This window comes from Bacillus sp. BK450 (assembly GCF_004364885.1).
Classification (GTDB): domain Bacteria; phylum Bacillota; class Bacilli; order Bacillales; family Bacillaceae; genus Bacillus; species Bacillus safensis.
This window is the reverse complement of sequence record NZ_SOBQ01000003.1, coordinates 815,717-830,237: the sequence shown is the minus strand read 5'-3', so window position 1 is coordinate 830,237 and position 14,521 is coordinate 815,717. Positions and strand designations below refer to the sequence as shown.

The window sequence follows — 14,521 nt, the reverse complement described above, 5'->3', positions numbered from 1 at the left end:
ATCTTTTATTAGTTTTTTGCTGCTTCTTCTAAATCTTCAATTTCATCTTCGAATCCGTTGATTTCGATCGCTTTATTTAACCAGTTCGCATATTCACCGCCGACTGACAGGACCCGTTTTGCTACTTCAACTGGATCTTGTGTGCTGTAGGCTTCTCTTAATTCCTTTGAGCGGAAATCTGGATAAATCGTCGATTCAATCGCAATACGTGCGTAGAAGCGCTGGCTGTCTAAGTCTTTCACACGTCCTCTGCCTTTGACATTTTTGAAGGTTGTGTTTTCTTTTTCCAGTTCATCAATACGTTCAGTTGTAATAGCTTTAAAGACAAAAGGAATGACATTCCCTTTTTTATCAACAAAACGCTTAGAAATCGGTACTTTGACTTCTTCCGCTTCTACTGTTTGTCCTGGCATAAAAAATGAAAGATCAAATGTTTGTTTTTCACTCATGTTTAAAAACTCCCTTTGTTATGTTTTTTTGAATGCAAAAAAGCACATCCATTTTTGAATGTGCTTTCCAATCTTTTCATGTATCATTTAAATTGTACAATTGAACGGCTTGCTCAAGGGCGTCTGGCTCATCCCCGATAGGAAGGGGGTGATGCATATGTCAACATTTGAAGCGATTTCCCTTATGCTTTTATTCGGGATGTTTATCTTTACTTTGTTGACGTATATAGACAAAAAATAGACTCCCCTTGAGCTGTGGAAGGTTAAAGGGAAGTCTACCTAAAGAACCTATTCGATAAGCCAGCCCCTTGAAGGGCCTCATTGTACATTGCCGGGATGTTAGAGCATCCTGGCTTCTTTTTATTTTATGCAAATTGCTTTGCATGTAAACATATTTTAATGAATCGAATACAAGACGTTACCAGACGAAATGAAGACGGCATCAAGACGGTTGTATTACAACTGCATTATAGCATATTCAGCTGTTATTTAGCTAATTAATTAGCTAATTTCCTCCACTTTTCTTAGAAAGTATTCTTTAACTTCTCAGGAAGATCAAAGTCTTCAAACGTGAAAGGAACTTCTTCTTCAAGTGCCTCTGAATCAACATCCAATCCAGCGATTTTAGCAGAATCAAAGTTGACATCAAATAATGTCACACGCTCAGTGCCACGGCCTGATGATTTATCGTCAATGACAGCTTGAAGAGTGAAATATGGATCTTCTCCTTTTTTCACATAATTGAGCATTAATTGAACGAAACGGGACGTAACTTTATAGAATGTTGCCGTTCCTGTTCCGTTTGCTCCCGTTGTTTTATGGCCAGTCATTCGGCGGCCCATGACGTTGACTTCTGATTTATTTTTCTCCACGTTTGCTTCGAAGGTTTTGATAAATGCAAGCTCCTCACCTTCTAAGAAAAGACGACCTTCTTTACCTGAAATTGTATTTTGCGCTTTAAAAGCCATCTTACTTCACCTCCACATTGAAATAGAATTTTTCTGCTGCATCTACTGGTTGAATCGCTAAATCGATGATAAATCCATCACGATCTTCATTGAGACCGATCACGATATCTGTTTCTGAATTAAAGCCTGTAATGCCGCTGCCATCTTGAAGCTGTGTGAGATACTGGGTAATCAGTGTTTTCACAAGCTGCACACCATCATCTGATGCTGGAATGTCATTGCCATTGGCTTTACGTAATTTAATCAGATTTTTTAATTCGAATGTTAAATCATTGTTGATCGCATCAAGCACACGAATGATTTTATTTTTCGCCAATTGCTGGCTCTTTTCAGCTGTAAAGCTTGTCAAGGAGTTAATATCTTTTTCAACACTCACGGTACGATCTCTCGCATCAAAGGTGAAAAGGAACTCCCCTTGTGATAATCGGTATTCTACTTGATCATTGTCAAGGCGTTCTAATGTATCGACTGCTCCTTCGTATTCAACAAAGGTCAATGACTGATTGAAATTTGCTCCAGCACTTGCACCTGCGACCCATGCTGTTGTTTGAGCAGGTGTTAGTTCGGTTCCATCTTCGAGTACAACACCGCTTGTCACATTGATGATTCCTTCTTGGTCAGCTGCATAATTCGCCACAACCCCTTGCACCTTACGTCCTTGCTTATCACGCAAACGCTCGATAAATGAAGCGAAGGTTGCTTTTAATTGCTCACTATTATCGACTGGAAGGGCAATGACATCGAAGTATTCTGTTTCTGCTGCTTCTAGGAAAGCTGTATAATCTGCGACACTTGCCACCCCGTTTTTACCGCCGCTTAGTGCCACACCAGCTGCGATAACAGCTTCACCTTCACCAGAAAATTGAACGTATTTGTTTTTCACAAGGTCTTTGACATCAGTGACGATTTGCTTATCCACAATATCCGTTCCAAGATAAGTGATCACATCGCGTTTTTTGCTATCAAGTACATTTTCGGCGACTTGTACTGTGATCTCATTTCCTTTTTGGCCGCCATAATTTGCTGTGACGACAAAATTTTCAGCAATTTCGGCTTTGGCCGGCTCTCCTTCATTGAGGCGGTAAAGCAAGACTGTTTGCGCTTTTTTCTTTGCTTCACGGAAAAGAAGAAGTGACTTATCATCAATGTTGAGTCCAACCTTTTTATTTAAATCTTCCATATTTGAAACGGAAATAAAGGTTTTTGGTTCTCCCCAGCTCATCACAAGGGGAAGTGCCACCGTACCTCGATCGCCTAAAGTAATTCGCTGCTCTGCTGTTGTTTTAAAATTAAAGTAAATGCCAGGACGCTTTTTCTCTGTACCTGGTGTAAAAGTGCCTCCGTTCATCCTTTAAACCTCCTTGGACAAAAAAGCATCAATGTGCTTTTTCGCTTCTGTTTTTGTAATTGGTTGATGTTTGATATAAAAAAGAGCACCTTCAAGGATTTCTGGTTTGACCCCAAAAAGATCCTTACTGTGCTCCTTTAAGGCTTCAAATGAAAAGCCAAATTCTTTTTCTTCGCCGGTTGTTTGAGCGGGCTGTGCATGTTTAGTCTTGCTCACGTTTAATCACCCCATCTGAAAAGTTGATATCTTCAAGGCTTGCCTGTTTGTCACGGTTGTACCAATAGCTGCTATCCCACGTCAGGACAATCGCTGCTACGCCTTGATCTATCATTCTTGTTTCCACTCTCTTTATGCGGACATAATCATCAAGCACCTCTCCGTCTTCACTCATCATCTGAATGATTTGACGATCAGCAAGCAATGCATCAACGATTGTTTCTGCCGCATCATGTGCTTTTTCTGTATCAATATGAAAGACTTTCACTTGCAGCGAATAAGATTTCATAAAGGTAGAGACCGTATCTGGACCACTGATCACTGTCACAGGCGGCACATAAACGGATGGCACTTGAAAGCGTTCTGGCAAAAGACGATCATACATTGTCACAGGAAAGTGTGTGTAGATATAATGCATGATTGCCCCGACTTCTTGATTCATTCCATCACCTCCCAAAATGTCGATCGAACCAGCTTTGCAGCTTTCGATCCAGCGACTGTTCAAACATTTGCTCATAGAGCATGACAGCATGATCCCAGTAGCCATTGCCATCAATCCATTGAGAGGCAAGCATCATTCCTGTACTTGCATTCGGATCATATTCAAAGCGGCTGCCAGTCCATCTGCCAGGCACCCATCTTCGCTCTCCACTTGAAGAAGTGGCATGTCCGTCATTGACATAGGAGGCATATTCAAGCTGCGTTCCCACTTCAAGTGTGAGACCGCCTTTTGACATGAGAAAATGATTCTCCTTATCGCCTTGTGTAAAGGATCTAAGAAGCCGGCCTGTATCGACAGCATTCTCCTTGATTAATTCATCCTGAATGATGTCTAAAAACTGCAGGCCCATGTCCTCCAGCCAATCTTGATATTCTGCCTTTAAGCCGCCATCACCCGCTGTCTGCAGCTGTGAAATCAGCCGGTCAAGTCCATCAATTTTCATAGATTTTCCTTCCTGACTGCTATCACTTCGATGTGATGATTTTTCACTTTTTTAGGCTGCTGTAATTTGAGTGGCACGCCATTCCACACCATTTTGTCATGCAAGCGAATATCACTTGCTAAAGGAAAATGGACAAGATAGGATTGATAAATGACTGTATTCGGCTCTTCTTGCACAAGTGACTGTTTTTTTTCTATGACATAACAAGCAAGATCGGTCAGGCTGGGAGCATCGGGATAGGAAAGTGTTATTTGTAAATCATCAGCTGGAATTCCAAATTTCCCGCGGACGGAATCCTGCTGTTCAAGGTGAAAAAGATCACAGCGATCTGTTAATAGAGATTGATAGCTCATAATGACCTCACCTTTAACTTGGCACTGCCGCCGGTCAATGTTGGTTCAATGTAATCTACAAGCAGGGCATATACATAGGGTCTGCCTTTCACTTGATCAGCTGCCTTCGCATATGAATAATCGCCCATTTTCTCTGACGTAAAGCCTTTCATCATAGATTCATCATCATTCAGCATGGCAAAATATTGGGCCATTTTTAATAATGCGATTCTTGCTTTTTCAGGGAGGGGCTGATATTTTTCGCTTGAGAAATCGTGACCTACGATCTGAAATACCGCAGCTTCTGCTTCGATAATATCTGCTGTCAGTCTTTCCACAGATCGATTTTTCACCCGATCAAACACAGAATAGGCTTGCAGTTCTTCAGCAGAAATGATCATGGCCTGCCGTCACCTACTCTTTCACTTTCATCACTTTTGCTACAGCATCCTCTTCCTCAAATTTGCTGTCTAGCTTCGCTGTGAGGACAATAATAAATTTACGGCTGCGAATATCTTTTTCTACTTCAATTCGAATATGACGAGAGAAACCTACGATAATATTTTTAGGGTGTGTCAGCAAAATATCTGATACGTCTGTTCCCGCTTCGTCATATGGCTGCATATTGGCAAGACCTTTGACCGGCACACCAAATGCAGAAGAAAGTCCGCCTTGAATGGCCGCATCTCCAAGGCCTGTCTGACGGTTTGCTACTTGATCCTTCCATTCAACTTCTAAGCTTGGGGATGTGTAGAAACGGAAATCCTGAGGTACACGTAAATATTTTGACGGCATCGCTTTATAGGCTTGCTTAAACATTTGGCGGCTGATTTCCGCTCCGTTTGCATCTACGATATGAGAGACTGCTTGTTTTCTCACGCCATCCATTTGAGCTAAAAATGGATCTGCTGAAGTCGTATCGCCATTGACAATGAGCTCTTCAATGTCAACGGCTGCTCGTTCAGCGAGCATTTGCATAATCGTCTGCTGAATTCCGTCTTTCTCAATATTGTTTTCAATGCTGTCATAGGTCATATGAATCTCTGCGATGACCTCTTTCGCATTTAGCTGGACAGTGCTTGTCGCTGGGACAACACGGTCTTTCGCATCAAGTGCTTTGCCTTCTTCTGCTGGGCGCAAAATACGCTGGCCAAAGCCGATTTTTTCGATTTTTTGTGAATCACTTTCCATTGGAATGATACGTGCATCATTTAAAACGGTTGGTGTATTTTGCATCATTCTAATGAATGTGTTAGATTGGGTTGCGTTCATGAGACCGCCGGTTTTTAAGCTGGCAAGTGTCATTTCGGCCTTGCGAATCAACTCTTGATTTCTCACACTGTTTCCTCCTTATTTAGGCTTATAGTAAGCCATCCCATATGGGCTTTGTACTGTCGTTTTGTGTATCGTGGATTGTTTGTTTTGACATGCCTCGTGCTTTTTCAAGCATGTGAATCCGCTCTGAAATAGGCAAAAGCTGCTGCTGAAGCACTTGTTCAAGTGCTGCTTTTTCTCTGCTGGCTGATTTCTCTAAGGAAGAAAGTTGATGACGAATCGGTGCAACGACTTGCTCAAGCACCTTTTGGACAGGTTCTTCCTCTGTTTGATCTGTTTCCTGCTGTTCAGCCTGCTGTAAGACATTTTCGATAGCCATTTTTGCTTTTTCAAGCTCTCGTACTTGCTCCGTCGTCAAAGCGGCATCTTGTTTTTGTACGGAGGCTGGCTTTTCACCAATCGTTTGAAGCACATCTTCTGTCTTCAAAATGTCCTGCACGATTGGCAGCAATTGCTCAAGCGCTGCTCTTACACCCGCCTCATCACCATCACTTGACTGTAAGGTTTCCAGCAGATGGTCTAAAACGCTCCAAAATTGTTGTGACATGTTTGCACCTTCCTCTTTCAAAAAGAAATTTTTCAGCAAAGAAAAAAGCCCTCTCTCATTCGTACTTTGAGATAGGAGCTGATCTTGTTCTTCTATTGCTACGATGTCCGCCGTTCCAGCCATTGAATACCCTGTAATGTGGCCTTTCTGAATTTGATCCCAAATCTCTTGGGAAGCCTTTGTCACAAGCACCCAAGATCCTTTTCGAATCAGCTCACCGCCTACCTCAAAATCAGCGGGGGCAATGTATGATTCAACAACCTCGCCCACACCATGTTGAAAATCATGCTGCTTGTCAATGTGGCGGGCATCCTTCATAAAACCATGTGCCGCTCTTTCAATTTCTTTTGCAGACATAAAGTCTTGGTGTGCATCAGGTGTATTCGGTTCATACACGACACCATACACAAGGCGATGAGCATCTTCTGCCTTTGTCAGCACACTAACCTCCTTTTGAAAGTCAGGCTGACTCTTCTTTGCCTTCATCAAAAAGAATTTCTTTTTGTTTGCGGCTCTATCCACATAGGAAACATGCGTAATTTTTGCGTTTTTTAATTCTCTTGGCATATGTTCACCCCCTTTCAAAAAAGCGCATGCGCTTCGGTTTATTTCTTCAGCTGATTCGCCTCTCGTTGAGGCTGTTGTTCGGCTGATGTCATGCGGCTTTCTAAAGGTCTGTGATAAAGATCCTCCGGCCATTCCTCTAACGTTTTCCCAAGGATACGTCCCGCTAGATCTCGCAAATCGTTTGGTGACACTGCCCCAGCCTGAATAAACGGTGTCAGAACCTTGGCAATCTCTAATGGATCTCTAAAGTCAGGACCATTTAATAGGAAACGAACATGCCAAATATCAAGATCCGGCAAGAAAAGGGTATTGAGCTTTCCTGTGATGAGATGCCGTTCAGGCTGAAATACCTGTTCTTCTGTTGTTTTTCGCGCCGTATCGGCTGTCGCTTTGTTATAGTCTTGAGACTCACCTGTGTAAATAGGCGGCAGGCGAAAAGCAGAGCGGATTTTGTTTCTTGTTTTTTCATCGTATTCTAAAAAGAGTGCATCTTCTTGCAAGATCTCTGCTAGGGATTTGAAGTTCACTTTGACATTTGAGACATCTTCTTCTCCAGTTAACCCTTTTTCCGTCGGGAGACCTTCTACTTCAAGCAATAGAAACTTATGTGCATGATCAGAGCCTTCAATATCGTCCATATAATCCTGAAGCTGCTGATAGGAAGACTCAGACAGCATTCCATTTTCGACAATGATGGCACCAGGTACATGCCGCCCTTGTTTAAAATAAAGATAGTTCAACTCTTCTGCCTTGCGTGCCCCATACATATTGACGATGTTGCCAATCCAGCGGGGAATCCCATACGTTCCACTGCCGATTTTAAAATGAATCACTTCTGTTGCGCGCAGCGGCTCTGGGGTGGTGTCATCGTATTTGCCTGTTTCACAATGTAAAATGCGCGGATCACCATACTCCTTGAAGAAGACTTTCTTTTCATTGATCACCTGCACATATTTACGGAATCGTTTCTTTCGATTCATTGTTTTCAATTCGCCGTTTTCTGTATACCGGAATTCAACGTCAACTGGCTCACTAAGCTTGCAAATACGGATATGGAGCGCATCTAAATACTCGATTCCTGCCGGCTTTCCCTGACCATCTCGGAGAACCTCTAAAAAACCATTCCCCGTTTTCTCCCGGTCTTCGATGACATAGCCAAGCACCACATCAGCAGACTCATCATAGTTCATGTATTTCGTAAACTCTTCAAGTCTTGTCCATTCCTTCTCTGCTGCTTTCTTTTTTGCCGGTTTCACACCTTCTGCATTAAAGTCAAAGGCATATTCTACACCAAAACCAAAGCCTAAAATATTGGTCTTATACGCATCAATACATTGCTGAAGAATGGTTGAATATTCTGCCATGCTTTTTAATTCATTGATATTGTAAGGCGGGGGAACAATGTCATCTTTTTCGTATGAAAATTCATCTGCATACATTTGTTTTGTATGATCAGACATGTTTGCCTTCATAATGGTTGCTTTCAATTGTTTCATTGTATGGACCTCCTCTCTCTGTTTGGACGGACACGCTCTGAGGCGGTCTGTTTCAAATTTGTCACTTCATAATCATCCAGCGCATACCAGATGGCTGATAAAGTGTGCGGATCGATTTGAAATTCATCTTCCTCTAGACGTCCATCCTTATCTGCCTTATAAGTTAGTGATTGAAGTTCATAGATGGTATATGGACAAGCATCAGAACAAATAATTTTCTTAAACCGTTTGATTTTTTTTGTATACTGCAAACGTGAGCCTTGGAACTTATGTGCCGCTACCATTTGAAAGCCGCGCTGCCGAAAATAGTGAATGGTTTTAGGTTCGGCTGCGTCGGCTTTAATCAGTTCCTTTGATTCAATGAACTCTTTCAAGTCAGTGGCTGTTTCATCATCTGTTTTCCCGCGGTCGTAATATTCCCAATAAATATATAAGTACTTTTTTTCATGATCGACAGCTAACCGAATGAGCGCATTGTATGATTCAACAAATCCAAAATCCATGCCTGCTCGTTTCAGCGGTCTGTCAATCTGCTGAATGGCTTCTAATACATCAGAATGGCTTCTCACCTCAAATTGAGGAAAAACCTTTGTGCCATTAATGCCGAAATATCCCTTCCTCGCAATGCGATAGAGATCTGGATCATACTCTTTCAGCTCATCCAGCTGCTTCACGTAGCTTTTAGGAAGGAATAGGTTATCTTCCGCCGTGGAGTGATGGTAATACGTATCCTTGATGACAACGGTTCGCTTTTTGTATAATGTTTCGTCATCTAAAACAAATCGCTTCAGCTGTTCATCTCGAAAAAAATGTCGGTACGTCCAATTATCCTGACCAACAGGATTCGTCGATAACATCATATAAAGCGGTAAGGATGGATGCCTCAGCCTTCCAAGCAGCTCTTTAAAGCCTTCATAAGAAACCTCTGAACATTCCTCAATCCAAATGATCGAGATATTATTGATCGATTTCAATTTTTCAGGCTTGTCCAGTCCTTTAAATAGGATGCTGCTGCCGTTTCGAAATGTTAGTGCAAGCGGCGAACTTCGGCACTTCACCACGTGGTCGATGCCGAGGTCGCTAACGATTTCTTGTAATAAAGAAAAGGTTGATTCGCGGTGCGTATCATACACTTCTCGAATGACAAGTGCTGTCCGCTTTTCTTCCAGCAGCTTTAAGACGAGCTTTAAAGCAATGTGATAGCTTTTAGAGGAGCCGTAGCCCCCTACTAAAAATTGAAACTTTTGATTCCAATCGAATAGAAAGTGTTCAAAATGAGGATTGACTTCTTTTTCAATCAATGGCGTCATGAGTCGTCCTCTTTTCGCTTGATCATGATTTGAAGATCTTCCTCTTTTTCTTCACGCACTGCTTTTTTCGTTTTTTCGATCGTCAGTTCAATTTGTTTCAGCCTTAATCTTCGTTCATCCTTCGCATGTGCGAGCTCTTCAAACTGTTTTATTAAACGCCTGAGTTCACCCATTGCACGGGATTGTGCATTTAAAAACGTCGCATGCCGATCCCATGAAAATTGAAACGAATATTCTTCTGAGGTGATGTCTAGTTCTGTCTGAATGCCTTCTCCTGTTTCTTCTAATGAAGAAGGCATGTATGCCGCCTTTTTCAGCTCTTTGATCATGTCCTCTTGATCTGCTACATACATGATTCGCTGCGCCCGAATAATGGCTGCATATTGAATTTGAATTTGATCCCAGATTAAATCAAGCGATGTACGTCCATCCATTTTCTCCATGATTTCAATCGTTTCATCTGAAAGAAATTGATTGAAAATCGAGTGTGCTTGCTTTGACGAAGTTTTTTGTCTTTGCCATCCGTATCGCCTTTTCCACGATTTGACGGTATGGATCGAGACATTGTAATGATCAGCAATTTGCTGGTACGTCATCCCCTTCATATAATCCTGCTTGGCCTCTATCCGTTTATCTTTCATTTACATTCACCTGCCGCCTCCTTTTAATTCGAATGATTCCCTCTGAAGGAATCATTTGTGTAGGGCTAGCAAACATCCGTTTGGTCTTTCTAACTATAGGTGGCAACTGTAAGACAAGCTTTCACTGATTTATTTTCGGATAGAAAAAACGCCTATTCAGCAGCTCTGAATAGGCGTTCTTGTACTTTTTTGGACATCTTCGTCCGCGCTCTTTCCATATGTTTTTGCACAGTTCCTTTTTTGACATCCAGCATAACCGCAATCTCGCTAAACGATAACCCTTGTGTTGTGTGCATAAAGAATACGTCCTTTTCTCGATCTGTTAAAACAGACAAAGCTTCATCAATTCGTCTTTTGTCTCTCTCACTCACTTCTCTTTCTTTCTCTTGAATAAGGGTATATTCATGTGATAAAGCCTCTAACACTTCTGGATTTGCAAGAATGGTACGCTGATAGACTGAACGTCTGTCTAATCCTCTGCGCGCACCTGGCTCTCTTCCGATTTGAAGCCATTCTACTACGTATTCCAGATCGCTTACCATACTGGCGATCATTTTTTTATCATGCTTGTCTTGAACGGACAGCTGATGTTCTTCTTTTTCTTTAAATGGTTCATATTGTTTTCTAGCATTCTTTAAAGCTCTTTTATATTCAATGAGTAAATCTTGCATATTGGCTCTCTCCCTTTTTTAAGAAAATAAAAAACGGACACCAATCAGGCCCCCTTTTATCAGGGTCTTGATCAGTGTCCGCAGGCTTTCCGTCTTGGACATATTGTGCTTTGATGTGTTCAGTCAGTTAACTGATTTTAAAACCAATCTCGTGGTCTACTCTTGCAAAATGACCTTTTGCCGTTTGAATAATGGTTTTTCCATGTTCAGGTACATCCATTTTATAAGCCGTTCCTACATTCCCATCTAACACGATGACTTGAATTTTTCCTTTTTCCATCTCACCGACAAATGTTTGGTTTTCTTGAATGAATAGTTGTTTTGGCTCGTTCATATGCTTGTCTCCTTTTTTGGTGATGGCCTCGTGCCACCACCTACCGTATTGATAATGATTTCAACTCTTGGACACATACTATAAAACTGGGAAACTCTTAAATCGACCATCTGCAGAGGGACTTCATCAGCTATAGAATGAAGTGCTTCTTGAATATGCTGTAGATTCGGCTGAAAGATGCTGACGTGTACTGGGCGTATCAACCCTTTTTCTGCGTATGTACGCTGTTTTTGGCAGTCAGCTATGTCAAACGGCATGTGATCAAATAAACGAATCTCAAGTGATAGTGCGCCTTTTAATTTTTGCGGGCATTGCCCTTTTGCAGCTGATTGTATTCTTTTCATCAATGTCTCTTTTGTTAACAAATGCTCATGTTCAATAATTAAATGGATGACCATGTTATGATCTCCCGTCATCCTTTGACCACTGGCGGATGTCTTGTTCGTTTTTACTCGCTTTGAGCAAGCATTTCAAAAATGTGATGATTTGCTTCCATCGTTTCACGTTGCCCTGATTCCTCCTTTTTTGTATCATCGACCTTAGCCTCCAGGAGGGTCATATATGTCTCTTTCTCTTCTGCTGTGGCAAAAACAAACATCGGTTTCTGACGATGAAAGGCGATCCAGCCGCCAGCTTGGTCTAAACAAAGCTGCGCTTCTTTTCTAGCATCAAACGTCAGCTGATGTCTCATCTTCTTCAGCTCCCTCCAAGCTGTCCTCAATTTCTGTTTGGTATCCATATCGTTTCATGTCATATAACCAATAGCTTTTTGGATAACCAAAGTCACTCATCTGAGTCACCATCGGATGTTCAATATTCATTCTGCTCGTCTCCCCTTTTCTAAGAACCGATCTTCTCTTAAACAATTACTCTTTTCGTGTAACTTTTGGCCAAAAAAAAGCTCTTGAACCCCGGTATTCAGCAGATCTGCAATATGCTTTGCTATTTCTAAGCTAGGCTTCGTTCTGCCCATTTCGATATTCGCATAGCCGCTTGTGTACTTATATCCCAATTTTTTCGCCATACTAGGTTTGTATTTTTCCTTGCAATATGCGCTCTTCTCGTAAATTTTCAAGTTTCATCTTTCCACCTCTTACTCAATATGTGTAAGTTATATTCATTATGATAATATACACGAAACGAGTAAGTCAATCACATTTTTATTCTTTTTGTGTATTTATTTATCTTTTCCGTGTAATTCATGATAAAATTTACTCATAACAAGAAAAAAGGTGTTTCTGATGGATAATTTGACTGGGAAGATTCTAACTGAATTAAGAGAGAAGCATGGATGGAGCAAGTCAACAGTTGCTAAAAAACTCGGATTAAAGGCAATGTCCACTTATGCAAACTGGGAATACGGCTTGAGAAAACCCGACGGTGAAATGATTGTGAAAATTGCCGAGTTATATGGGGTCTCAACCGATTATCTTCTCACAGGTAAGGACAAAGGCAGGCCCGATGACGATCTTGCAGACGATCCTGATTTGCAAATTGCGTTTAAAGCAGCCTCAGATTTTTCCGAAGAAGCACGAAGACAAACCATCGATTTTATTAACTACATTAGAGAAAAAGAGAAGCAAAAAGGTCGTCAGCCAAAAAAGCGTGACGACCATTGATCATCTCTTTTCATCTGCTTTACGCTGGGACGAACCCAGCTTTTTTTATACCTCTTTTTCCCTTAAAAAAGAAATAGCATATGAATAAAAAATCATATTTTTTCCAACAAATATGTGACAATTTTCGCCATAATTACTCTTTTTTTCATATATATTAATTGACAAATAATTCTATTATTATTAATATATGTATATACCAAAAAAAGGAGTGTTACCGATGAAAAAATTCATGAAAATCTGTACATTGTCTTTAGCTGCTGTAGGTGCTCTTACGTTCTCTCAAACTGAAGGTGCTCATGCAGCTGCACAGCCAAAAGAACCAGTCATAGCAAAAGCTCCTATTATGAATAAAGTAATTACGGTGAACCGTACACTTTCTGTAGGTTCTTCAATCGCCGTCTCTCTTCCAGCAAGCCAAATTTCTGTGTCGGGTGCAACGTATGCGATTCAATTAGATCAAACAGCTCCAAACTTTACTTGGATTCGCACTGTACAACGCGGTTCTGTAACAGTTTCCTACTATAATTCACTAGGCGAGCTTGTGATTAACTATATTACTGTTCGATAAACAATCTAGCTTTACATATCTAAAGGCGATGACATGAAGTCATCGCCTTTTGGTGTTTAGAGTCGGTTTCATCTGAATCATGATTGCCAACATCCGCCCAATATGTTAACTTTTAATAAAAATAAGTTAACATATTAAGGGGGCATTCATGATGAGAGAGCAGCTGTCTTTGTCTTGGGAAGCGATAGTAGAGAAAGCGCTGAAAAATGAACCGATCACGGCGCAAGAGGGTCTAGACATTCTAGAAGCTGACGATAGAGAATTGTTATCTATTATGCAAGCAGCCTATCAGGTACGATTTCATTTTTTTCAAAAAAAGGTGAAATTAAATATGATTTTTAACGCGAAAAGTGGATATTGCCCTGAGAACTGTGGATATTGTTCACAGTCGATGATTTCAAAAGCACCAGTTGAAAGATATACAATGCTTGATCAAAAGACCATTGTAGCTGGTGCGCGTGAAGCTCTTAAAAGAAAAGCCGGGACTTATTGTATTGTGGCAAGCGGGAGAGCGCCTTCTCATAGGGAATTAGATGAAGTCACAGCAGCAGTCAAGGAGATCACTGAAACGATGCCTTTGAAGGTGTGTGCCTGTCTTGGGTTATTAAATGAAGAAAAAGCGAAGCGGCTGAAGGAAGCGGGTGTTCATCGGTATAATCACAATATCAATACACATCATGATCATCATGCTCAAATTACGACAACTCATACATACGATGACCGCGTGTCGACCATTGAGCAGGTCAAACAGTCTGGCATGTCACCTTGCTCAGGGGTCATTATTGGAATGGGTGAGACCAATCAGCAGATCGTTGAAATGGCTTTTGCGCTTAGAGCACTTGATGCGGATTCAATTCCAGTCAACTTTCTTCATGCCATCGAGGGAACACCGCTTGAGCATCAAAAACGAACACATCCTATCAAAGCATTGAAAGTGCTGGCAATGATGAGATTTGTCAATCCAACAAAGGAAATTCGGGTATCCGGGGGCAGAGAATTTAATTTACGGACGCTCCAGCCGCTCGCACTTTATGCGGCAAATTCCATTTTCGTTGGTGATTATTTAACAACAAAAGGCCAGCAAGTCCAAATGGATCATCACATCATTGAAGATTTAGGGTTTGAAATAGAAGAATGTGCGTTATAAAAAAGTCTGCCGATTCACCGGCAGACTTT

General features: G+C 41.3%; 23 protein-coding genes. 4 read left to right on the top strand and 19 right to left on the bottom strand.

Annotation, left to right across the window (positions count from 1 at the left end; translation table 11 throughout):
- Window positions 1-8: 8 nt before the first annotated feature.
- Complete coding sequence (locus EV579_RS14095) at window positions 9-449, bottom strand: phage tail assembly chaperone (RefSeq protein ID WP_012011040.1); 441 nt, start codon at window positions 447-449, stop codon at window positions 9-11.
- A 151-nt stretch (window positions 450-600) separates the two neighbouring features.
- Here EV579_RS14095 and EV579_RS19430 point away from each other — a divergent pair, with 151 nt between their 5' ends.
- Window positions 601-690 carry a putative holin-like toxin gene (locus EV579_RS19430; RefSeq protein ID WP_073207186.1) on the top strand — a complete coding sequence of 30 codons (90 nt, stop codon included), beginning with the start codon at window positions 601-603 and terminating at the stop codon, window positions 688-690.
- Between the two features lie 283 nt (window positions 691-973).
- On the opposite strand, the gene EV579_RS14085 is transcribed toward EV579_RS19430, so the two are convergent.
- The 18 genes from EV579_RS14085 to EV579_RS14005 form a co-directional block, all read right to left on the bottom strand.
- Window positions 974-1,417, bottom strand: a complete 444-nt coding sequence (locus EV579_RS14085; protein WP_024423257.1) for a phage tail tube protein — start codon at window positions 1,415-1,417, stop codon at window positions 974-976.
- A 1-nt stretch (window position 1,418) separates the two neighbouring features.
- A complete protein-coding gene (locus EV579_RS14080; protein ID WP_133744651.1) occupies window positions 1,419-2,765 on the bottom strand; it encodes a phage tail sheath family protein in 1,347 nt (448 codons plus the stop codon).
- A gap of 3 nt (window positions 2,766-2,768) precedes the next feature.
- Window positions 2,769-2,981: a YqzN/YkzM domain-containing protein gene (locus EV579_RS14075; RefSeq protein ID WP_133744650.1), complete on the bottom strand. Its 213-nt coding sequence runs from the start codon at window positions 2,979-2,981 to the stop codon at window positions 2,769-2,771.
- Complete coding sequence (locus EV579_RS14070; RefSeq protein ID WP_039180991.1) at window positions 2,968-3,423, bottom strand: phage tail terminator family protein; 456 nt, start codon at window positions 3,421-3,423, stop codon at window positions 2,968-2,970. The genes EV579_RS14075 and EV579_RS14070 overlap by 14 nt, the downstream gene beginning before the upstream one ends.
- Window positions 3,424-3,427: 4 nt before the next feature.
- Window positions 3,428-3,925: an HK97 gp10 family phage protein gene (locus EV579_RS14065; RefSeq protein ID WP_133744649.1), complete on the bottom strand. Its 498-nt coding sequence runs from the start codon at window positions 3,923-3,925 to the stop codon at window positions 3,428-3,430.
- On the bottom strand, window positions 3,922-4,278 hold the full coding sequence (locus tag EV579_RS14060) for a YqbH/XkdH family protein (RefSeq protein ID WP_133744648.1): 357 nt from the start codon (window positions 4,276-4,278) through the stop codon (window positions 3,922-3,924). The genes EV579_RS14065 and EV579_RS14060 overlap by 4 nt, the downstream gene beginning before the upstream one ends.
- On the bottom strand, window positions 4,275-4,658 hold the full coding sequence (gene yqbG, locus EV579_RS14055; protein WP_024423261.1) for a protein YqbG: 384 nt from the start codon (window positions 4,656-4,658) through the stop codon (window positions 4,275-4,277). The genes EV579_RS14060 and yqbG overlap by 4 nt, the downstream gene beginning before the upstream one ends.
- Before the next feature lie 13 nt (window positions 4,659-4,671).
- Entirely contained in the window at window positions 4,672-5,595 is a 924-nt protein-coding gene (locus tag EV579_RS14050; protein ID WP_024423262.1) for a phage major capsid protein, read from the bottom strand.
- Window positions 5,596-5,617: 22 nt separating this feature from the next.
- Window positions 5,618-6,706 (bottom strand): XkdF-like putative serine protease domain-containing protein, encoded by a 1,089-nt coding sequence (locus EV579_RS14045; protein ID WP_133744647.1) that lies wholly within the window; start codon window positions 6,704-6,706, stop codon window positions 5,618-5,620.
- A gap of 38 nt (window positions 6,707-6,744) precedes the next feature.
- Window positions 6,745-8,202, bottom strand: coding sequence for a phage portal protein (locus EV579_RS14040; protein WP_034624554.1), 1,458 nt, complete (start codon window positions 8,200-8,202; stop codon window positions 6,745-6,747).
- The gene (locus EV579_RS14035; RefSeq protein WP_166644701.1) at window positions 8,199-9,500 is read right to left on the bottom strand and encodes a PBSX family phage terminase large subunit; all 1,302 of its coding nucleotides are present in this window, start codon (window positions 9,498-9,500) and stop codon (window positions 8,199-8,201) included. Before EV579_RS14035 ends, EV579_RS14040 begins: the two co-directional genes overlap by 4 nt.
- Window positions 9,501-9,508: 8 nt before the next feature.
- Window positions 9,509-10,153 carry a phage terminase small subunit gene (gene terS / locus EV579_RS14030; protein ID WP_024425907.1) on the bottom strand — a complete coding sequence of 215 codons (645 nt, stop codon included), beginning with the start codon at window positions 10,151-10,153 and terminating at the stop codon, window positions 9,509-9,511.
- Between the two features lie 152 nt (window positions 10,154-10,305).
- Window positions 10,306-10,824 (bottom strand): sigma-70 family RNA polymerase sigma factor, encoded by a 519-nt coding sequence (locus EV579_RS14025; RefSeq protein WP_024423267.1) that lies wholly within the window; start codon window positions 10,822-10,824, stop codon window positions 10,306-10,308.
- A 127-nt stretch (window positions 10,825-10,951) separates the two neighbouring features.
- Window positions 10,952-11,158, bottom strand: coding sequence for an XtrA/YqaO family protein (locus EV579_RS14020; RefSeq protein WP_024423268.1), 207 nt, complete (start codon window positions 11,156-11,158; stop codon window positions 10,952-10,954).
- Window positions 11,155-11,556 (bottom strand): RusA family crossover junction endodeoxyribonuclease, encoded by a 402-nt coding sequence (locus EV579_RS14015; RefSeq protein WP_133744645.1) that lies wholly within the window; start codon window positions 11,554-11,556, stop codon window positions 11,155-11,157. Before EV579_RS14015 ends, EV579_RS14020 begins: the two co-directional genes overlap by 4 nt.
- Before the next feature lie 50 nt (window positions 11,557-11,606).
- On the bottom strand, window positions 11,607-11,849 hold the full coding sequence (locus EV579_RS14010) for a hypothetical protein (protein WP_103131536.1): 243 nt from the start codon (window positions 11,847-11,849) through the stop codon (window positions 11,607-11,609).
- Complete coding sequence (locus tag EV579_RS19025; RefSeq protein WP_162860191.1) at window positions 11,827-11,979, bottom strand: hypothetical protein; 153 nt, start codon at window positions 11,977-11,979, stop codon at window positions 11,827-11,829. Before EV579_RS19025 ends, EV579_RS14010 begins: the two co-directional genes overlap by 23 nt.
- Entirely contained in the window at window positions 11,976-12,233 is a 258-nt protein-coding gene (locus EV579_RS14005; RefSeq protein ID WP_243837416.1) for a helix-turn-helix transcriptional regulator, read from the bottom strand. The genes EV579_RS19025 and EV579_RS14005 overlap by 4 nt, the downstream gene beginning before the upstream one ends.
- 166 nt (window positions 12,234-12,399) lie before the next feature.
- On the opposite strand from EV579_RS14005, the gene EV579_RS14000 reads away from it, so the two are divergent.
- The 3 genes from EV579_RS14000 (at window position 12,400) to bioB (ending at window position 14,492) form a co-directional block, all read left to right on the top strand.
- Window positions 12,400-12,777 (top strand): helix-turn-helix domain-containing protein, encoded by a 378-nt coding sequence (locus EV579_RS14000; protein ID WP_024423272.1) that lies wholly within the window; start codon window positions 12,400-12,402, stop codon window positions 12,775-12,777.
- A gap of 217 nt (window positions 12,778-12,994) precedes the next feature.
- Window positions 12,995-13,345 carry a hypothetical protein gene (locus EV579_RS13995; RefSeq protein WP_133744644.1) on the top strand — a complete coding sequence of 117 codons (351 nt, stop codon included), beginning with the start codon at window positions 12,995-12,997 and terminating at the stop codon, window positions 13,343-13,345.
- 151 nt (window positions 13,346-13,496) lie between these two features.
- Complete coding sequence (gene bioB, locus EV579_RS13990) at window positions 13,497-14,492, top strand: biotin synthase BioB (protein WP_133744643.1); 996 nt, start codon at window positions 13,497-13,499, stop codon at window positions 14,490-14,492.
- Window positions 14,493-14,521 lie beyond the last annotated feature (29 nt).

Excerpts from the sequence above, each read along its gene's own strand:
- EV579_RS14065 (WP_133744649.1), bottom strand. The coding sequence starts at position 3,925 with ATGAAAATTGATGGACTTGACCGGCTGATTTCACAGCTGCAGACAGCG.
- EV579_RS14095 (WP_012011040.1), bottom strand. The coding sequence starts at position 449 with ATGAGTGAAAAACAAACATTTGATCTTTCATTTTTTATGCCAGGACAA.
- EV579_RS14045 (WP_133744647.1), bottom strand. The coding sequence starts at position 6,706 with ATGCCAAGAGAATTAAAAAACGCAAAAATTACGCATGTTTCCTATGTG.
- EV579_RS14040 (WP_034624554.1), bottom strand. The coding sequence starts at position 8,202 with ATGAAACAATTGAAAGCAACCATTATGAAGGCAAACATGTCTGATCAT.
- yqbG (WP_024423261.1), bottom strand. The coding sequence starts at position 4,658 with ATGATCATTTCTGCTGAAGAACTGCAAGCCTATTCTGTGTTTGATCGG.
- bioB (WP_133744643.1), top strand. The coding sequence starts at position 13,497 with ATGAGAGAGCAGCTGTCTTTGTCTTGGGAAGCGATAGTAGAGAAAGCG.
- EV579_RS14025 (WP_024423267.1), bottom strand. The coding sequence starts at position 10,824 with ATGCAAGATTTACTCATTGAATATAAAAGAGCTTTAAAGAATGCTAGA.
- EV579_RS13995 (WP_133744644.1), top strand. The coding sequence starts at position 12,995 with ATGAAAAAATTCATGAAAATCTGTACATTGTCTTTAGCTGCTGTAGGT.
- EV579_RS14010 (WP_103131536.1), bottom strand. The coding sequence starts at position 11,849 with ATGAGACATCAGCTGACGTTTGATGCTAGAAAAGAAGCGCAGCTTTGT.
- EV579_RS14015 (WP_133744645.1), bottom strand. The coding sequence starts at position 11,556 with ATGGTCATCCATTTAATTATTGAACATGAGCATTTGTTAACAAAAGAG.
- EV579_RS14020 (WP_024423268.1), bottom strand. The coding sequence starts at position 11,158 with ATGAACGAGCCAAAACAACTATTCATTCAAGAAAACCAAACATTTGTC.
- EV579_RS19430 (WP_073207186.1), top strand. The coding sequence starts at position 601 with ATGCATATGTCAACATTTGAAGCGATTTCCCTTATGCTTTTATTCGGG.
- EV579_RS14085 (WP_024423257.1), bottom strand. The coding sequence starts at position 1,417 with ATGGCTTTTAAAGCGCAAAATACAATTTCAGGTAAAGAAGGTCGTCTT.
- terS (WP_024425907.1), bottom strand. The coding sequence starts at position 10,153 with ATGAAAGATAAACGGATAGAGGCCAAGCAGGATTATATGAAGGGGATG.
- EV579_RS19025 (WP_162860191.1), bottom strand. The coding sequence starts at position 11,979 with ATGAATATTGAACATCCGATGGTGACTCAGATGAGTGACTTTGGTTAT.
- EV579_RS14070 (WP_039180991.1), bottom strand. The coding sequence starts at position 3,423 with ATGAATCAAGAAGTCGGGGCAATCATGCATTATATCTACACACACTTT.
- EV579_RS14080 (WP_133744651.1), bottom strand. The coding sequence starts at position 2,765 with ATGAACGGAGGCACTTTTACACCAGGTACAGAGAAAAAGCGTCCTGGC.
- EV579_RS14060 (WP_133744648.1), bottom strand. The coding sequence starts at position 4,278 with ATGAGCTATCAATCTCTATTAACAGATCGCTGTGATCTTTTTCACCTT.
- EV579_RS14000 (WP_024423272.1), top strand. The coding sequence starts at position 12,400 with ATGGATAATTTGACTGGGAAGATTCTAACTGAATTAAGAGAGAAGCAT.